This window comes from Candidatus Omnitrophota bacterium (genome assembly GCA_018894435.1).
GTDB lineage: Bacteria > Omnitrophota > Gorgyraeia > JAHIPI01 > JAHIPI01 > JAHIPI01.
Genome location: JAHIPI010000079.1, coordinates 1 through 16,137 on the forward strand (window position 1 = coordinate 1; position 16,137 = coordinate 16,137).

19 protein-coding genes are annotated in these 16,137 nt (G+C 44.8%); 9 read left to right on the forward strand and 10 right to left on the reverse strand.

The features are described from left to right. Positions 1-274: sodium/proton-translocating pyrophosphatase (locus KKI13_06500; protein ID MBU4488688.1), on the reverse strand; the 274-nt coding region annotated here is incomplete at its 3' end. Positions 275-432: 158 nt separating this feature from the next. Between KKI13_06500 and rsxC the strand changes: the two genes are divergently transcribed. The 6 genes from rsxC to KKI13_06530 are packed head-to-tail and all read left to right on the forward strand — an operon-like array spanning position 433 to position 5,245. Next, positions 433-1,713, forward strand: coding sequence for an electron transport complex subunit RsxC (gene rsxC / locus KKI13_06505; GenBank protein ID MBU4488689.1), 1,281 nt, complete (start codon positions 433-435; stop codon positions 1,711-1,713). Beyond that, positions 1,710-2,246, forward strand: coding sequence for an FMN-binding protein (locus KKI13_06510; GenBank protein ID MBU4488690.1), 537 nt, complete (start codon positions 1,710-1,712; stop codon positions 2,244-2,246). Before rsxC ends, KKI13_06510 begins: the two co-directional genes overlap by 4 nt. After that, entirely contained in the window at positions 2,236-3,222 is a 987-nt protein-coding gene (locus tag KKI13_06515) for an RnfABCDGE type electron transport complex subunit D (GenBank protein MBU4488691.1), read from the forward strand. Before KKI13_06510 ends, KKI13_06515 begins: the two co-directional genes overlap by 11 nt. Before the next feature lie 6 nt (positions 3,223-3,228). Next, positions 3,229-3,837, forward strand: coding sequence for an electron transport complex subunit E (locus KKI13_06520; GenBank protein ID MBU4488692.1), 609 nt, complete (start codon positions 3,229-3,231; stop codon positions 3,835-3,837). Beyond that, positions 3,837-4,445 carry an RnfABCDGE type electron transport complex subunit A gene (locus KKI13_06525; protein MBU4488693.1) on the forward strand — a complete coding sequence of 203 codons (609 nt, stop codon included), beginning with the start codon at positions 3,837-3,839 and terminating at the stop codon, positions 4,443-4,445. Before KKI13_06520 ends, KKI13_06525 begins: the two co-directional genes overlap by 1 nt. Continuing rightward, positions 4,442-5,245 carry an RnfABCDGE type electron transport complex subunit B gene (locus KKI13_06530; protein ID MBU4488694.1) on the forward strand — a complete coding sequence of 268 codons (804 nt, stop codon included), beginning with the start codon at positions 4,442-4,444 and terminating at the stop codon, positions 5,243-5,245. Before KKI13_06525 ends, KKI13_06530 begins: the two co-directional genes overlap by 4 nt. Here the strand turns inward: KKI13_06530 and KKI13_06535 are convergent. The 4 genes from KKI13_06535 to KKI13_06550 all read right to left on the reverse strand — a co-directional run bounded on the left by KKI13_06535 (position 5,223) and on the right by KKI13_06550 (position 8,689). Then, the gene (locus KKI13_06535) at positions 5,223-5,726 is read right to left on the reverse strand and encodes a DNA-binding protein (protein MBU4488695.1); all 504 of its coding nucleotides are present in this window, start codon (positions 5,724-5,726) and stop codon (positions 5,223-5,225) included. The genes KKI13_06530 and KKI13_06535 overlap by 23 nt on opposite strands. A gap of 2 nt (positions 5,727-5,728) precedes the next feature. Next, positions 5,729-7,231 carry a TrkH family potassium uptake protein gene (locus tag KKI13_06540; protein MBU4488696.1) on the reverse strand — a complete coding sequence of 501 codons (1,503 nt, stop codon included), beginning with the start codon at positions 7,229-7,231 and terminating at the stop codon, positions 5,729-5,731. Between the two features lie 129 nt (positions 7,232-7,360). Next, positions 7,361-8,023 (reverse strand): TrkA family potassium uptake protein, encoded by a 663-nt coding sequence (locus KKI13_06545; protein MBU4488697.1) that lies wholly within the window; start codon positions 8,021-8,023, stop codon positions 7,361-7,363. An 18-nt stretch (positions 8,024-8,041) separates the two neighbouring features. Next, on the reverse strand, positions 8,042-8,689 hold the full coding sequence (locus tag KKI13_06550; GenBank protein ID MBU4488698.1) for a TrkA family potassium uptake protein: 648 nt from the start codon (positions 8,687-8,689) through the stop codon (positions 8,042-8,044). A gap of 81 nt (positions 8,690-8,770) precedes the next feature. On the opposite strand from KKI13_06550, the gene KKI13_06555 reads away from it, so the two are divergent. Then, positions 8,771-10,087, forward strand: a complete 1,317-nt coding sequence (locus KKI13_06555; GenBank protein ID MBU4488699.1) for a nucleotidyltransferase family protein — start codon at positions 8,771-8,773, stop codon at positions 10,085-10,087. Here the strand turns inward: KKI13_06555 and tmk are convergent. The 5 genes from tmk to KKI13_06580 form a co-directional block, all read right to left on the reverse strand. Further along, positions 10,055-10,687 carry a dTMP kinase gene (gene tmk, locus KKI13_06560; protein ID MBU4488700.1) on the reverse strand — a complete coding sequence of 211 codons (633 nt, stop codon included), beginning with the start codon at positions 10,685-10,687 and terminating at the stop codon, positions 10,055-10,057. The two genes, KKI13_06555 and tmk, sit on opposite strands and share 33 nt — an antisense overlap. 26 nt (positions 10,688-10,713) lie before the next feature. Then, positions 10,714-11,145, reverse strand: a complete 432-nt coding sequence (locus KKI13_06565; protein ID MBU4488701.1) for a hypothetical protein — start codon at positions 11,143-11,145, stop codon at positions 10,714-10,716. Continuing rightward, positions 11,123-12,304, reverse strand: coding sequence for a glycosyltransferase (locus KKI13_06570; GenBank protein ID MBU4488702.1), 1,182 nt, complete (start codon positions 12,302-12,304; stop codon positions 11,123-11,125). Before KKI13_06570 ends, KKI13_06565 begins: the two co-directional genes overlap by 23 nt. A 66-nt stretch (positions 12,305-12,370) precedes the next feature. Next, on the reverse strand, positions 12,371-13,066 hold the full coding sequence (locus KKI13_06575) for an ATP-binding cassette domain-containing protein (protein MBU4488703.1): 696 nt from the start codon (positions 13,064-13,066) through the stop codon (positions 12,371-12,373). Position 13,067: 1 nt separating this feature from the next. Next, a complete protein-coding gene (locus KKI13_06580) occupies positions 13,068-13,958 on the reverse strand; it encodes an ABC transporter permease (protein ID MBU4488704.1) in 891 nt (296 codons plus the stop codon). Positions 13,959-14,046: 88 nt separating this feature from the next. Between KKI13_06580 and KKI13_06585 the strand changes: the two genes are divergently transcribed. After that, positions 14,047-14,748, forward strand: a complete 702-nt coding sequence (locus KKI13_06585) for a glycosyltransferase family 2 protein (protein MBU4488705.1) — start codon at positions 14,047-14,049, stop codon at positions 14,746-14,748. Continuing rightward, positions 14,741-16,132 carry a glycosyltransferase family 39 protein gene (locus KKI13_06590; GenBank protein MBU4488706.1) on the forward strand — a complete coding sequence of 464 codons (1,392 nt, stop codon included), beginning with the start codon at positions 14,741-14,743 and terminating at the stop codon, positions 16,130-16,132. The genes KKI13_06585 and KKI13_06590 overlap by 8 nt, the downstream gene beginning before the upstream one ends. Positions 16,133-16,137: the final 5 nt, after the last annotated feature.

Genomic DNA, 16,137 nt, shown 5'->3' on the forward strand with positions numbered 1-16,137 from the left:
AAAAAAAACCTCCCGTCAAAAAAGCAAACGGAACAAAAATGACCAAATAACCCTTAAACGACATAGCAAGAAGTATAAAAAATGCCACTATAAAAAAAATAGATACGCCCATATACTGCCGCTTAATGTAGGCCCTGGCGCCTATTCTGACTGCCTGGGCGATCTCCCGCATCTTCTCATTCCCTTCATCCTGCCTCATTATAAAAAGGGTAAAGTATACAGCAAAAGACAAGGCCAGTATGGAGCCCACGGGAGCCAACCATAATAAATCCAAACACTGCATATAAGACCTCCACTCTCTAACCAGGTTAGTCTAACCTGGTTAGATAATAATAAATTTCTACTCATTTTAGGTATAATTAGCCTAAAAGTCAATACAATTCAGTACAATTTAATTGACAAGGGGTGTGATTCTGCTACAATATTTAAACTATGATACATCTCAATGAGGAGAAACGGCAAACAGAAGGTTTGTCGATACAAAAGGCAAAGGCGCCTGGCAAAGTACATATACCCCTGTCGCAGCATATGGGAAAAATCTGTCAGAGCGTGGTCAAAGCAGGCGACCCGGTAAAAACCGGACAGTTGATCGCGACTTTGAGCGAGAAGGCGCTATTTTCGCCGATACACAGCTCCGTTTCAGGAAAAGTAAAATCCATAAATGACTATCCGCACCCCGTGCTGGGAACGTGCAAAGCCATAGCCATAGAATCCGACGGTTTAGACACCCCCGCAGATTTTATATCCCGCAAAAAAGACGAGATTGAAAAATTATCCGCCGATCTTATCCGCACGATAATATTCGACGCCGGCATAGTAGGCATGGGCGGAGCAAGCTTTCCTACCCACATCAAACTCTCCCCTCCCAAGCCGGTAGACAGTTTAATACTGAACGGCGCTGAGTGCGAGCCATATCTTACGAGCGACAGCCGCCTGATGATAGAAAAGACCAAAGAGATACTGCTGGGACTTGAGGTTATAGCCAGGTGCACCGGTGTAAAGAAGGTATATATCGCCATCGAGGACAATAAGCCCGAGGCAATAAAGCATTTTAAAGACGCGATAGGCGGCAGGAAATACATAATACGCGTAATAAAATCGGCCTACCCCCAAGGCGGCGAAAAACAGCTGATCAAAGCGGTATTAAAGCGCGAGGTGCCTTCCGGTAAACTGCCGTTTGACGTAGGCGCGCTGGTGCAGAATGTGGCTACCACCTACGCGGTGTATGAAGCGGTATATCTGGGTAAGCCGTTATACGAAAGGGTTGTAACTGTGACCGGCGACTGCCTTGAACGCCCTGCTAATTTATTAACGCGTATCGGCACGCCGATAAAAGAACTTATAGAACAATGCGGCCCGTTAAAGAAAGAGCCAAAAAAGATCGTATTCGGCGGGCCTATGATGGGTATAGCCCAGTACAGCCTTGAAGTCCCCGTAATAAAAAGCACTAACGGCATAATTTTGCTTTCGGAAGGTGAAATTGATGCGGCTAAAGAGAGGCTTTGCATACGCTGCGCACGCTGCGTAGAGTACTGCCCGCTCGGACTTATGCCATGCATGATGAGTTTAGCTTCGGAAAAAGAAAAGTGGGATCTGGCTAAGGCCTACGGATGTTTGGAATGCATGGAGTGCGGCGCCTGTAATTATGTCTGCCCGCAAAAACGGAATATCGTACAAGCCATCAAATACGCCAAAACAAGGATACCTAAATGAAAGAGCTGGTAAGATACGGTTTTATTTTGGGCATTATATGTTTCCTGGCTAGCGGCATATTGGCTGTAGTCAACGCCGTTACTGAGCCGCGTATCGAGATTGAAAAGGAAAAAGAGGAGCGCCTTGCCTTAAAGGAAGTCATGCCTGACTCCGGCAATTTCGAGCCGGTATCGAAAGACGGCGAGTTTCTCTATTATAAAGCTTATGATAGCTCAGGGCGCCTAAACGGGTTTGTAGTGAAATCTGAGAGCAAGGGATATTCTTCTGATATTGAAGCCATGGCAGGACTCGGGCTTAATCTCGAAATCACAAACGTCAAAATCCTTTCTCAAAATGAGACGCCGGGGCTGGGGACAAGAGTTACCGAACCAAAGTTCCTTGGCGAGTTCAAGGGAAAAGACCTCGCTTCCCTTAGCGAAGTGGATACCATAACCGGAGCTACGATCTCCTCAAGCGCTGTCATAAATTCAGTAAAAGATAAGATATCGGAACTTAAGGAAACATTATTAAAGGAAGTAAAAAATGCAAAATAGGCTGATAGTAAGCGCGTCCCCGCATATACACGGCGGGGAGACGGTATCAAAAGTAATGTGGGCTGTATTTTTAGCTCTCATTCCTGCCGGTATTGCCGGCGTGGTAATATTCGGCATGCCCGCATTAAAGGTCATTATGGTATCAATATTAAGCTGCATCATAAGCGAGGCATTAATACAGAAGCTGACTAACCGAAAAATTACTATTACCGACGGCTCTGCGGCGCTTACAGGGCTTCTTTTAGCGTACAATCTTTCCGCAAGCGTTCCTTTATGGATACCCGTAGCCGGCGGATTTTTTGCTATAGCGATTTGCAAACAGGTATTCGGCGGTTTGGGGGCCAATATATTTAACCCGGCGCTCGGTGCCCGCGCATTTCTTTTGGCATCCTGGCCCAAACAGATGACTGAATTCCCAAAACCGTTAAGTGTGGACGCCATAACATCCGCCACGCCTCTTGTAATGTTTAAAGAGGGCAAAGTTCAGGCATTATCCCAGTTGGATCTTACATATTTTGATATGTTTTTAGGTAAACGCGGCGGTTGTATCGGCGAAATATGCATCGCGGCGCTTTTAATCGGCGCGGCTTACCTTTTATTGAAAAAATATATCTGGTGGCAAACGCCGTTTGGTTTTATATTGACGCTCGGATTTTTAAGCTGGGTCTTCGGCGCCCAGGGATTTTTTAAAGGCGATTTCTTATTCAGCATCATGTCGGGAGGTTTAGTGTTGGGGGCATTCTTCATGGCGACTGATTATGTAACTTCGCCGATGACAAAACAAGGACAGCTTATATTCGGCATCGCCTGCGGAGCTATCGCTTTTGTCATACGCCGGTTCGGCGGCTACCCCGAAGGCGTCTCCTATGCCATTTTAATAATGAACGTTTTTGTGCCTCTGATTGACAGGTATGTAAAACCAAGACCCTATGGGTCCTCATCTAACCTGGTTAGACTAACCAGGTTAGAAACATAATAAAAGATGAAACGGTTAATACGCGAATTCACAAAGGGCATTACGGTTGAAAACCCGACGTTCGGGATGATACTGGGCCTCTGCCCCACTCTTGCGGTTTCCACATCCGTGCAAAACGCTATCGGTATGGGAGTTGCGGCCACTTTTGTGCTGGTAGGTTCAAACACAATAATCTCGTCGCTGCGCCATTTTATACCCGGCAAGATACGCCTGCCGGCTTTTATAGTGGTAATAGCGACATTTGTAACGATATGCGAGCTTGTCCTGAAGGCATATTTTCCGGCTTTGGATGAATCGCTCGGCATTTTCGTGCCGCTCATAGTGGTAAATTGCATAATCCTCGCGCGGGCAGAGGCATTTGCCTCCAAAAATCCTATTTTACCTTCTGTCTTTGACGGCTTGGGCATGGGCGCGGGCTTCACTCTTGCGTTAGTCTTGATCTCCTCTATACGCGAGTTGATGGGCTCGGGCAGCATAATGGGAATAAAATTATTAAATAACTTCGAGCCTGTGATAATGATGGTATTGGCGCCGGGCGCCCTTCTGACACTGGGCCTTCTTATAGGCCTGACGAATTTAATGCGGCAAAAACGGATGGAAAGGGCCGGAAAGTAATGGAAATAGGTAAATTAATATCCATAGCGATAAGCATGATCTTCATAAATAATTTTATCCTATCTAAATTCCTGGGATTGTGCCCCTTCCTCGGCGTATCAAAAGATATGAAGCCGGCTATATCAATGGGCTTTGCGGTCATATTCGTAATGACGTCCTCGGCCATTATAACATGGGGGCTTTATAATTTTATACTTATCCCTTTCCGCATAGAGTACCTCAGGACAATAAGCTTCATACTCGTCATAGGGGCATTTGTCCAATTCGTAGAAATGGTCATACGCAAGACCTCTCCTCCTTTATACAAAGCTCTGGGCATATATCTACCTCTCATAACCACAAATTGCGCTGTCCTGGGCGTTACCGTCCTTAACTCAAACGACTTTTTCTCTTCCGGAGGCGCTGTGGCGGGAAGCTTTGTTTACGCCGTATGTCAGGCGTTCTTCGCCGGCATAGGATTTATGCTGGCGCTTATAATGATGTCGGGCATAAGAGAGCGCCTTGAATTGATAGATGTACCGGAAAGCCTTAAGGGCATCCCCATAGCATTTATCGTGGCTTCGCTCATGAGCCTGGCCTTCATGGGATTTAGCGGATTTAAATTATGAACCCTATGGATATAATAATTCCTGTTTTGACCCTGACGATTTTGGGTGTGGCCTTCGGCATCGGGCTTGCCATGGCCTCAAAGAAATTCTGCATCCTCATGGACCCGCGCATAGAAGAGATATACAAGCATCTACCCGGAGCAAACTGCGGGGCATGCGGCGCGGGCGGCTGCATGGGTTTTGCGGAAGCGCTTATCCACGGTACCTGCACCATAGATCGCTGCTCAGGTATTAAAGAAGAGGCGCAGAAAGAGATATCGAATATTTTAGGCATAGAATTAAAGGCAAGGATAAAGCAGGTTGCGATACTCCATTGCCACGGCGGGAACAAAAGGGCAAAGGATAAGTTTATCTACGCGGGGATCGAGGATTGCACCGCCGCAAATCTCGTGATGGGCGGGCCCAAGGCGTGCCGATACGGCTGCATAGGCTACGGAAGCTGCGTAGAAGTGTGTTCGTTTGGCGCCATAACCATGAACGATGAGGGGCTGCCTGTCGTAGATGAAGAAAAATGCACCGCGTGCGGAAACTGCATCCTTGTCTGTCCAAATAAATTATTCACACTTGAGCCTACCTCGAAGATTTACTCTATACGCTGCAAATCGCTCGATATGGGAAAAGCTGTTATGGATGCCTGCTCAGTGGGCTGTATCGGATGCCGGAAGTGCGAGAAGGCCTGCCCTGTAAATGCCATAAAGATAATAGACAATTTAGCCGTGATTGATTATGAGATCTGCAATAACATGGGGAAATGTTTCGAGGCCTGCCCTACCAAAACTATTGGCCGAAAGAAGAAATAAATTTCTTGTAGACCTTCCATATAGATACAAAAATCAGTATTATCCCAAAAAGTATCGCGTAGCGCACTTTAAGCTTGTCGATCGGCACGGTGATCTTATAACCCTCTTTTAATATAACCAGGCTGTTTGCGTGAATATCCAGGTCCCCGCCATGTTCACTACAGCTGCGGTTAAACGTGCCCTTCACTTCTATTAAATCGCCTATTTGATTATAAGCGCCCTTATTCGCAATATCTTTTACAAGGCCCTTAGGCGCCCATATCCCTATAGCGGTAGCAGCGTCTTTGACATTTACCCAGACATGTTCGCCGCGCGCCATTATGTCGCCTATGACCTCGCCCTCATATGCCACGGTTTTTCCGTCGTACCCTACCGCATCGTCGATAAGCTCGACGCTGGAGACTGGCTCGGCATGACATATAGCCGAAAATATAAACAATAAGCTGATAGCTGATAGCTGATAGCTGATAGCTCTTTTCATAATCATTTCCCCTTTACAGCAGCTATAAAAAACCCTGCCAAAGTAAATATGGCAACAAATTCAAGCCTGCCCGCCCACATCTGAAACATATAGGTTATCTTCAATAAAGTCGGCATGCTCGCGGCAGTTATGCCGCAGGAAAGCCCGACATTGGCAGAGGCGGATGTCGATTCGAACAAAGAGTCAAGAAAAGGATAGCCCAGGCACATACCCACAATAGCGCCGCCGACATAAAGCGCAATATACGCCAAAGTAATAAGGCAGGCGGATCGCACCTGTTTATCCCCTAAAACAATTTCCTTTATATGATGGAATTTCCCGACAACGACTGCGCTTTCCGGCAGGATTATGCGCCGTATATCGTGAGCCATCGCCTTAAATATAATGCCCAGCCTGAGCGCCTTGATACCGCCCGTCGTAGAGCAGGTGCTTCCGCCGAATGCCATAGCGATGGTAATGCCTATTAGCGCCAGCGGCCCCCACTCTTTTATGAACTGTTTTGCGTAAATAGTCATATAGCCCGTACCGCTGTGGCTTGATATCAGCTGGTAAAATCCTTTACGGAAAAACGCTATCGCATGGGGATAGGTATCAAACTGTTTTAACCCGAAGGCCGTAATGATGAAGGTCGCCATAATCGTTATGAAAAGCGTGGTCGTCTCTATATTGCGCCTTATTTCCGCTTTGTTACCGGACCATATAGCATAGTGGAGTTTAAAATTAAGGGCACCAAGAAGCATTATCACTATCGTGGTTATTTCAAATAAAAAACTGTGGTAGTAGAGAATACTCTGCGACTGCGGCGTAAACCCTCCGGTATCAAAGGCCGCAATAAATATGCACACCCCGTGGAAAAGGGAATTTTTCAAAGGTATACCTTCGTAAAATGCGACAAACGTCAAGACTGATGTTCCCAATATAAGATACGTTATGCTGACCAGCCAGATAAACCTTGCGGTAGATATAACGTTCGGCAATATGCGCTCTTCTCTTGCCTCTCCCGCGTATATACTGAAAGCGCCTGCGGCGCCGCGCACCAAAAATGAGAGCGCGACTATGACTATACCTTGGCCGCCTATGAACATAATAAGATGCCGCCATAGATTGTGCGAATAAGACAGGTGGTCAAGGTTTTGGATCAGCGTCAGGCCTGTAGTGGCGAATCCGCTCATAGCGTCAAAGCAGGCATCAAGGTACGATTTGAAATGGCCGCTCAAATAAAGAGGTATAGCGCCAAGAAACATAGCGACTAACCAGCTCAAAGATACTATGACCATGCCATGCATCCATTTGGGATCGCGTTCGGTATGGCACAATATAGTCAAGAGCATACCCAAGCTTAGAGTAAGAGATATGGAAATAAGAAAGTCTAATGAAGGGTTCGTCTCTCCGTAGGCAAGGCCGAGTGCAAGGGGAATCAGCATCATTACGCCTAAACCGAATGCTATTTTCCCTAAATAATAACCTATGATCTTGAAGTCTTCTTTTTGGGGTCTTGGGATCATACTTTCAGCCGGATTTTTTTGGTTACATTGTAAATAGCGTCGAGATGAAAAAACAAATGAGCATAATGAATAAGATGGCGCTCACTTCAATAGTTATGCCTATAATCGCCTGCACAATCGGATTTTTCATTAGATCTTCCCTACAAACAGTTCAAGAAGCTGCTGTTTATTTTCTACAAGGGTAAGCGCTATTATATCGTCACCGGCTTTTAAAACGGTCTTTCCTTTGGGTATAACGACATCGCCCGCGCGTATGATAGAAACAAGGACTGAATCGGAGGGAAGGGTTATCTCCTGCACCATTTTGTTTATGACAGGCGAATCTTTGGGAAGATCCACGCGCACTATGGCGAGCTTGCCTCTATTGAAACTCATAAGGTTTACAAAATCCGCGAAAGATACTTCTTCTTCTATGATCTTCGCCAGAATCCTTGTCGCATCTATGGGGATATCTATGCCAAGCTCCGCAAAGGTCCGCTCATTCTTTGGATCGTTGACCCTGGCGACGGTCCTTTCTACGCCAAATCTCTCTTTGGCAAGCTGGCATATGACAAGGTTATCTTCGTCGTCGCCCGTAACTGCCGCAACGACGTTCGCGCGCGAAATACCCGCATCTTCAAGAATCTTGAGCTCGCAAGCGTCGCCGTTTATAACCAGGAAATTGTTGTCTTTGGCTATTTCATCGCATACGGCTTTACTTTTGTCTATTACAGCCACCGTGTGCTTGTCTGTGCAAAGTTTCCTGGCAAGAAAGTATCCTACCTTCCCTCCGCCAATTATGACTATATACATATATTACCCCGCGCTCGTTTATACGATACCGAATCTCTTCCTTATTCTGTCAAGGCTTGCTATCTTAATTACGGCAAGGAGCGTATCGCCGATTTTGACATTTGTATTCAATTCGGGTATTATAATGCCTTCTACTCTCTTTACGATTGTAACTATAAGCTCGCCGGGGACATTTATTTCTCCTACTGCCTTTCCCTGCAAGTCCTTATTCACTTCTATTTCTAAAACGCCTAATTCGCCACTTTCTATAAGATAGCTCGAAAATTTTGATTCAACTACCTTGTCCCTTATCATAGCGGCGAAAAGTATAGTACCGCTTATAACGTCTAATCCCAGCGCCTTATAAATATTGGCTCTGTTCGGATCGTAAACCCTCACTATGACTTTAGGGACGTTAAATATCTTCTTGGCGACCTGAGCGGCAACAAGGTTTGTATTGTCGCCGTTTGTAACGGCGCAGAATGCCTGGGCCTGAGTAATGCCGGCCGCCTTAAGCGAATCTATATCAAAGCCGTTGCCTACCAGCGTAATGCCGTTAAATGTCCTCCCAAGGCGTTCAAAGCTGGTGGGATTCCTGTCTATTACGACGACATTGTGGCCTTCGCTTGATAGAAGCTTCGCAAGCTCAGAGCCCACCCTGCCGCAACCTAAGATTATGACGTACATTGACCCCCCTCAATATTAGGATATAATATACCATATGAATCTGGCGATGTCAATAATAGTGAAACTAAGCACTTCTATCTGATGATAAGGTTAGCATGCCCGCAGCAGACAAGATTGAAAATTTCGTTGTTTCATCCCGCCCTTCCTGTTATAATGAGCGGGATGAAAGACCTCATTAAAAAAATCCCAAAAGAAAAGGCCTTTATTATTTATCTTTTGAGAAATAGCATCTATGATTCCTTTGACCTACCAAGTCATCGTTTTATTAAGCAGGATATAGATTGGACGGCGGTATTGAGTGCTGCTATTTCCTATAAAATTGAGCCACTTATATATTACGAATTAAATAAACGTTATGGCATCAATTCTTCTCTACCCTCACCCGTAATAAACGCTCTTACGAGCTACTATGAAAAAACTTTAAAAAAGAATACCCTCCTTTGGCAGGAATTCTGCAGAATTACAGATACTCTGCGCGAAAAAGAAATAGACTATCTTCCATTAAAAGGTATTATTCTGATAAAGACAGTCTATTCCAACATAGGTATAAGAAAAATGTCTGATATTGACATCTTAATAAGAAGTAAGGATGTTGATGTTGTAACAAACGATCTCCTCCGCTTGGGCTATAAGAAAATTCGCGATGACGCAAAAAACCATTATACGTATATAAACGACACTATCAGTAATGATAAAATAGAAGTGGATGTCCATACAAAATTCAGGTACGGCGTAGACAAAAACTCCTTACCTTCTGAAATCTGGCAAAAGAAAAAAAGCTATACGATCGACGGGAAGGAAACGGGCGTCCCATCGCCGGAGGATCTTTTTTTATGCCTGGCATCGAATATATGTTATCGCCGCCTCCTGAAAAACCTATATGATATGGCGTCATTACTTCAAAAATATAAAGGAGATTTCGACTGGGACTACGTTTTGAAGGAAGCTGGAAAAGATGGTTATCTTAGAACATGTGCCTTCTTCGCTCTTTTCTGTTTAAAAAAATTATTAAATACAGATATATATGATGCCCATATTAACAAGATCAAAATAAATTACCTGCGGCAGATAACCATCGAGTATGTCCTGACAAAACGCCTTACATCGGAAAGCTATGCCGTTCTAGAACGTAGATTCAAGCTATTGCGCTACGTTATTTTCCCGGGGGAGATCAAACTGTCGGCTGTTATGCTGCACCATAGAATAGCTAACGGCAGACACCTGAAGGAAACGGTGGATTTGAAACTGGGCCTTTCAGATAATAAACAGGTACGTTTCAGGGGCATGAAGATACTGATCAGGAATATTATATTTTCCTTTATTATCTCCTACAAGGTCCTGAGATTCTATTTAATAAAGAAGCCCTTAAGAAGCATCTGCGGGACACAGTTGCAGTAATTTTAGTCTGAACGCAACAACCTTTCTTATCTCTTGCTGCGTTTCGGTGATCGAGCCGTTAGAATTAACGATAACGATGTCGCGTTCTGTGCTTAAACGCAAAAAATGCTTTCTCAGATTCGCCAAAAACCGTATATCTCTTTCATGGCAAGAAGTAGGTTTATTCCTGTTTTGTATCCGCCCTATGGCAATTTCCTCCGCGGCATCCAGTAAAATGCTCAGGTCCGGTTCTCTCGCAAATTCATAGACATGCGTAATCCAGTTATAGTCAACATTCATCGCCGCGGCATAGGCAATATTTGAGTAAAAATACCTGTCTGCTATTATCGTCTTATCCGCCGCCATGGCGGGATTTAATCTTGCGCTCACAAGTTCCGCTATATCCGCCGCCCATAGTAAAGACGCGACGGAATGGTTAAGCCCGCGAATAAGCCCAGATCGGCCCAGCTGATGTATGAACCGGCCTATCGGCCTGTCACCGGGTGCTACCAGTAACAAGGCATCGCTGCGCGTCTGAGACAGGTAGTCATAAAGAAGCTTTGCCTGAGTCGTTTTTCCGCTTCCGTCAATTCCGTCTATAGATATCAGAAATCCGCCCATCTGTCAAATTCCGCCTTCCCTCTGCCCTAATATTCGCTATAGGGCTTTCCGTTAACATCATTACCGGTTAAATTAACATGAACCTTTTTACCGATATTGTCCCAGTACCAACCACCGGAATTTCCCTGATAATTTACCACTTTCCTTGACCCTGTTACCCCGTCCTCCGGTATGCCCTGAATATGTACGCGTCCGCTGGGGGAGGTTCCGTCCGCCAAATTGGATAGATCGGTGCGTGGGCATCGTTTTTCCATCGCATAAAAACTAATAACGGCTTTGCGGAGGTTTTCCAGGTTGATCTTGGTAATGGCAACTGCTAACTGCTTATCTACTTTACGCCTGTCATGCGCGAATTTGACGAAAATCCCGATAATTAAAACTCCGAGAATAACGGCAATCACAATCATCCTTATCGCGGCGAAGCCTTTTTCAGTGTTAATAAACAGCTTGTTCACCATTTGCCACCTTTTCTTTCAGCAATAAGTAGATATCTTTTATTTTTGAAGTGCTGCTACTCCACAGGTATCCTTTCAGCACTTCTGTAACTTCGGATGATAAATACCGTGTTTTGAGAATAGCGTCGGCGAAGCGGTTCAGGCTGCTTACCGTAACAAACGGCTTTAAGTCGCCATATCCCCTCATGCCGAATTCGGTAGACACAACCGGCAGATTATAGGTAAGGTAATCAAGGACCTTTAAAGACGTCCCGCCTCCCTGTGTAACGGGGTTTATGGCCGCGGTCGAGACTGCCGCGTATGATTTAATGTCGCCGCCGTCCGCGTTTATAAATACATTATCTATTTTATACTTTTTGAACCTTTTTCCGCAAGTGCCTTTTATAATAAAAGCGCATTCTCTTTTAAGCTGTGAGGCCAGCTTATCTAATATAAACCTGACCGCGACCCGGTTGTGCTCCACATCGCTTCCGGAAAAAAGTATCCTCCTATCAAACTGAGAGAGCCTGGGAAATTTCTTTATTATATCATCTTCTATTCCGCTATGATTTGAAACCTGCTTAACACCGTTTGGTATGACCGAAATCTTGTCCTTCTCGGCACCATAAAGCGCTACGAACCTGTTCTTGTCCTCTTCCGAACAGGTAAATATTCCGGCGGAACGCAGGATAAGCTTTTTTTCAAGGTCATATATCCTGTTTAACGCCAGTTTGTTCGCGAACGCAGTGCGGCATTCCGACTTTACATAATCATATTCAACATTATGGGCGTCATAAATGACTATTTTTTGTGACGGCAGATGATCGAGTAGATCGGCAAAACTGGCATGCTCGAACTGATATATGTCAAATGCTCTAAGATATTCCCTTATAAAAAACCTGTAACCGGGGTGAAATGAGACAATATACTGAAAGGGCAGAAATCTGTAAGCGCATAAAGCAAAAATGCTGGACAACGGATAATTTACCGAACATATCCTCAGTCTGTCGTTTATCACTATGGTACTGCGCTTACGTATCTTGATGAAGGGGTCAATCACGGTTACTTCAAAGTCATATTCCGAAAGATTGCGCGCTATTTCAAAAATCCGTATCTTTCCGCCTGAATGGACCGGAAACAGTGAGTAAGGGGATACTATTAATATTTTTATCTTATTGCTCATTATGCTGTTAATCGCTTTGTTAATAGCCTACTATAACGGCGGTGGACGGTCAACAAGAATAACCCGTCAATACTCCTCTTTTGCCGTTAAATATGAAGTTACGACAGTATCCGTAGCCCCTTCCTCACGAATCGTTCCGTGGTCAACCCAGATAGCCCGGTCAGATACCCCTCTGACATCATTCATATTGTGCGACACGAAGATAATGGTCTTGCCTTCTTTTTTAAACTGACCTATTTTCCGAAAGCATTTTTCCTGGAATTCCTGATCCCCCACAGCCAGGATTTCGTCAATCACCAGGATATCGCTGGGCATATGGATAGCTATGGAAAAAGAGAGGCGCGAACACATGCCGCCGGAGAATTTTTTTATAGGCATCTCTAAGAACTCTTTTAATCCGGAAAAGGCGATTATATCTTCAAACGCCCTTTCTCGGTTCTGCTTTTTCAGACCGAACACCGATATCAGCAGGAATACGTTTTCCCGCACATTTAAAAGGGGGTTTAAGCAGCTTTCCATAGTTATCAGGGGTACGACCCTGCCTTTTACCGTAAGCGCCCCCTTTGTGGGATAGATTATCTTTGAGATAAGTTTTATTATTGTCGTCTTCCCGGCGCCGTTCGGGCCGATTATGCTCACGGTTTCGCCCTGTTTAACGGAAAAGGATATGCCTCTGATGGCCCAAAAAAGGTCGGATTTGGCAAAGAAAAACTCCCTTTTATGGTATTGCTTCCAAATTTCTGCAAATTCTATCGCGTTCATATTAAATGATATCCGCCAGATCGCGTTCCAGCTTTTTAAAAAACCAATATCCGAGTACAAACACAGCCAAAGACACAAAAAATGAAATTGAGATACAATAAAAGTCCGGCGCGGTATTATGGATCAGGATTTTTCTGTAGCTATCCAGTATCCCGGCCATGGGGTTTAATAAATAAAAAAAGCGGTACTTTTCCCCTATCATATCGAGTGAATAAGCTACGGGAGAAATTAACATCCAGGCCTGAATAATGACTGTAAGCGAGCTCTGAATGTCCCTTAAATACGCGTTCGAGATCGACAAAATGAAGGCCATGCCGAAAGTAAAAAGAAGCTGGATTAAAAATACGGGAATAAGGTATATTGCGCTGATCCCTATACTGATATGATACATAGCGAACATAACGGCGAGTATAAATATGGTGATCGCGAAATCAAGCAAGTTCGCCATTACCGACGAGATGGGTATGGTTATCCTGGGGAATCTCAGCCGGGTGATCAGATTATAATTTGATATCAGAGAATTGCATGAAAGGACCAGGCAGCCTGCAAAAAAAGACCACGGCACCAAAGCCACAAAATTAAAAACCGGATAAGGCACGCCTTCGGAAGAAAATCCGGCCACGCGGGAAAAGATAAAAACGAAAATGACCATGGTAAAAAGAGGATTGACTGCCGCCCAAGCAGCCCTTAAATACCTCTGCTTATAACGCTGTTTCAATTCTTTTAGAGCCAACGCAATGATCAGATCCCGCCATTTGACCGACTCTTTAAATATCCGGACCATAGTATCTACTGCCATGTTCCCAGTACAAGTTTTCCCCATATTTTCATATACTCTACTATCAGCATCAACAAGCGAAATATCTTCTATATTATTATAACTCCGATGCATAGCTAGTGTCCAATACTTTTATATCCTTTAAATCCCGTTGTTTTTCCGCGGTGTGCCTGATATAATAAGACAGGAAACACTTAAAGATATGAAACTCATTGTCCAGATACCCTGTCTAAACGAAGAAGAAAGCATCGCCCGGACCATAAGGGACATCCCCCGATGTATTCCCGGTGTTGATAGGGTAGAAGTATTGGTTATTGACGACGGCTCGAGTGACAGAACCGCAGAAATAGCCATAGATAACGGCGCGGACCATATCGTATGCCTTGATAAGACCAGGGGTCTCGGGGAGGCCTTTTTATCCGGCATAAAAACAGCTCTGGCGCTCGGGGCGGATATAATCGTAAATACGGACGGGGATAACCAGTACAGGGGGAAAGATATCCCCGGGATTATTAAACCTATCCTCGAAAAAGAGGCAGAAATCGTAATCGGCGACCGTCGCGTCAGAACTATGAAGCAGTTCAGCCCCCTTAAAAGACAATTACAGATCCTGGGCAATTTTGTGGTTCGCAGGGCTTCGGGCACCCCTGTTTATGATGCTACCAGCGGCTTCCGGGCTATAAGCAGAGAAGCGGCACTAAAGCTCAATCTTAAGGCCAAATTCTCGCACACCATTGAAACTATACTCTTTGCCGCCAGAGAGAATATTACCCTGACTACAATACCCATAGAAACAAACCTGACACTGCGGCCTTCGCGCCTTGCTCCCAACATGTGGAGTTTTATAATCCATTCTATAGCTCCTATTATCCAAACATACTTTTTCCGTAGGCATAATGCTTAAGAAATTCTCCGAAAAATCTATATATATTCCGCTCCTTCTCGCGATTATACTCATTTACAGCTTCGGCATACGGAATATAGGCTTTCGCCAGCCCCACCACGCCACTTTTGACGAGATCCTTTACCTGCGTCTGGGGGAGCAGTTAAAAGAAGATCCGACGGATTACATTCCGGAGGTGGACGCACAGCTCAAACAGCAGCACCGGATGCCGGCTTATATAAACAGGCCCATATTTAAACATCCACCTCTCTTTCCGTGGTTAATATCGCTCACTTATCTCGCGGGAGAGGCCGATATCTTTGGCTCTATGCCCGCAATTCTGGCGCCGCTCTTATCCGGGATCTTAATCATCGTATTTACTTTCGTCTTAGCGGCAAAACTCTACGACTACCGCGTAGGGCTCCTCGCCGCGTTTTTTCTGAGCATAGACCCGATACACTGGATATGCTCCGAAAAGATATGGATGGAGACGACCCTGACACTGTTTATGCTCCTTGCGCTGCTGTTCTTCTTCTGCGGAATCGTCCAGTCGGATAAATTGCTGCTCTTAAGCGGGATATTTGCCGGTCTGGCCCTTCTTACAAAATATACGGGATTGATCTCGCTTATTTCTATATTCATATTCGCCGTCCTCTTCGACGAAAAGCTCATTTACAGGCGGAATTTCTGGTTTATATTTATTATTGCGGCGGTGATATTCTCGCCGTGGATTTTGTGGAATTACAAAGTTTACGGAAGCTCTTTTCTCCGTGATATGATCTTTGTCCACAGTGAATTTTACAAATTCCTGAATTATAAAGTTCTCATCGCCTCTTTGTCCGTCATAGCGGCCATTATATTACTGCTTACTACAAGGCTTATTGGCCATAGGCCCGGTTTTAAACGCGCCCCATTTGCGCTATGGGCAGTGATTATCACTCTCTTTGCTGCAATGGCTCTCTTCTGCCCGTCTTTCCGCGCGGCGGCGGAGAATGCATTTATATATAACCGGCTGCCGCAGACGGGTTATGAAATCGGCATGTTTGCCGGAGAGCCATGGACCTTCTATTTTGGCAGGCTGCTCGAGTTATCGCCTCTATATCTCTTATCTTTTATATCCATGGTACTTTTTTCGTTAGGGGGCAGCCGGGAGGATCTACTATTGATACTTAGCGCATCTTTAATGATGTTCTTTTTTGTGATATGGGGCAATTATCAGTCGCGCTATCTACTGCCCGTCATACCTATTTTTCTTATGCTCGCCGGCCGCTTAGTGATATGGGTGTGGGATAGATCAAATACTGTATGCCGCGTACTCTTTCTGGCTATAATAGGGTATTTTATTATAAAGACCGCAAATGTGGATATCCACATTGCGCTACCGAACAGCGTAATCTATTTTTAGACCGA

What these genes read in the sequence shown, in the direction of transcription:
- KKI13_06530 (MBU4488694.1), top strand. Translation starts at nt 4,442, where the DNA reads ATGAACCCTATGGATATAATAATTCCTGTTTTGACCCTGACGATTTTG.
- KKI13_06580 (MBU4488704.1), bottom strand. Translation starts at nt 13,958, where the DNA reads ATGCATCGGAGTTATAATAATATAGAAGATATTTCGCTTGTTGATGCT.
- rsxC (MBU4488689.1), top strand. Translation starts at nt 433, where the DNA reads ATGATACATCTCAATGAGGAGAAACGGCAAACAGAAGGTTTGTCGATA.
- KKI13_06540 (MBU4488696.1), bottom strand. Translation starts at nt 7,231, where the DNA reads ATGATCCCAAGACCCCAAAAAGAAGACTTCAAGATCATAGGTTATTAT.
- KKI13_06575 (MBU4488703.1), bottom strand. Translation starts at nt 13,066, where the DNA reads ATGAACGCGATAGAATTTGCAGAAATTTGGAAGCAATACCATAAAAGG.
- KKI13_06570 (MBU4488702.1), bottom strand. Translation starts at nt 12,304, where the DNA reads ATGAGCAATAAGATAAAAATATTAATAGTATCCCCTTACTCACTGTTT.
- KKI13_06525 (MBU4488693.1), top strand. Translation starts at nt 3,837, where the DNA reads ATGGAAATAGGTAAATTAATATCCATAGCGATAAGCATGATCTTCATA.
- KKI13_06555 (MBU4488699.1), top strand. Translation starts at nt 8,771, where the DNA reads ATGATAAGGTTAGCATGCCCGCAGCAGACAAGATTGAAAATTTCGTTG.
- KKI13_06590 (MBU4488706.1), top strand. Translation starts at nt 14,741, where the DNA reads ATGCTTAAGAAATTCTCCGAAAAATCTATATATATTCCGCTCCTTCTC.
- KKI13_06520 (MBU4488692.1), top strand. Translation starts at nt 3,229, where the DNA reads ATGAAACGGTTAATACGCGAATTCACAAAGGGCATTACGGTTGAAAAC.
- KKI13_06510 (MBU4488690.1), top strand. Translation starts at nt 1,710, where the DNA reads ATGAAAGAGCTGGTAAGATACGGTTTTATTTTGGGCATTATATGTTTC.
- tmk (MBU4488700.1), bottom strand. Translation starts at nt 10,687, where the DNA reads ATGGGCGGATTTCTGATATCTATAGACGGAATTGACGGAAGCGGAAAA.
- KKI13_06550 (MBU4488698.1), bottom strand. Translation starts at nt 8,689, where the DNA reads ATGTACGTCATAATCTTAGGTTGCGGCAGGGTGGGCTCTGAGCTTGCG.
- KKI13_06585 (MBU4488705.1), top strand. Translation starts at nt 14,047, where the DNA reads ATGAAACTCATTGTCCAGATACCCTGTCTAAACGAAGAAGAAAGCATC.
- KKI13_06545 (MBU4488697.1), bottom strand. Translation starts at nt 8,023, where the DNA reads ATGTATATAGTCATAATTGGCGGAGGGAAGGTAGGATACTTTCTTGCC.
- KKI13_06565 (MBU4488701.1), bottom strand. Translation starts at nt 11,145, where the DNA reads ATGGTGAACAAGCTGTTTATTAACACTGAAAAAGGCTTCGCCGCGATA.
- KKI13_06535 (MBU4488695.1), bottom strand. Translation starts at nt 5,726, where the DNA reads ATGAAAAGAGCTATCAGCTATCAGCTATCAGCTATCAGCTTATTGTTT.
- KKI13_06515 (MBU4488691.1), top strand. Translation starts at nt 2,236, where the DNA reads ATGCAAAATAGGCTGATAGTAAGCGCGTCCCCGCATATACACGGCGGG.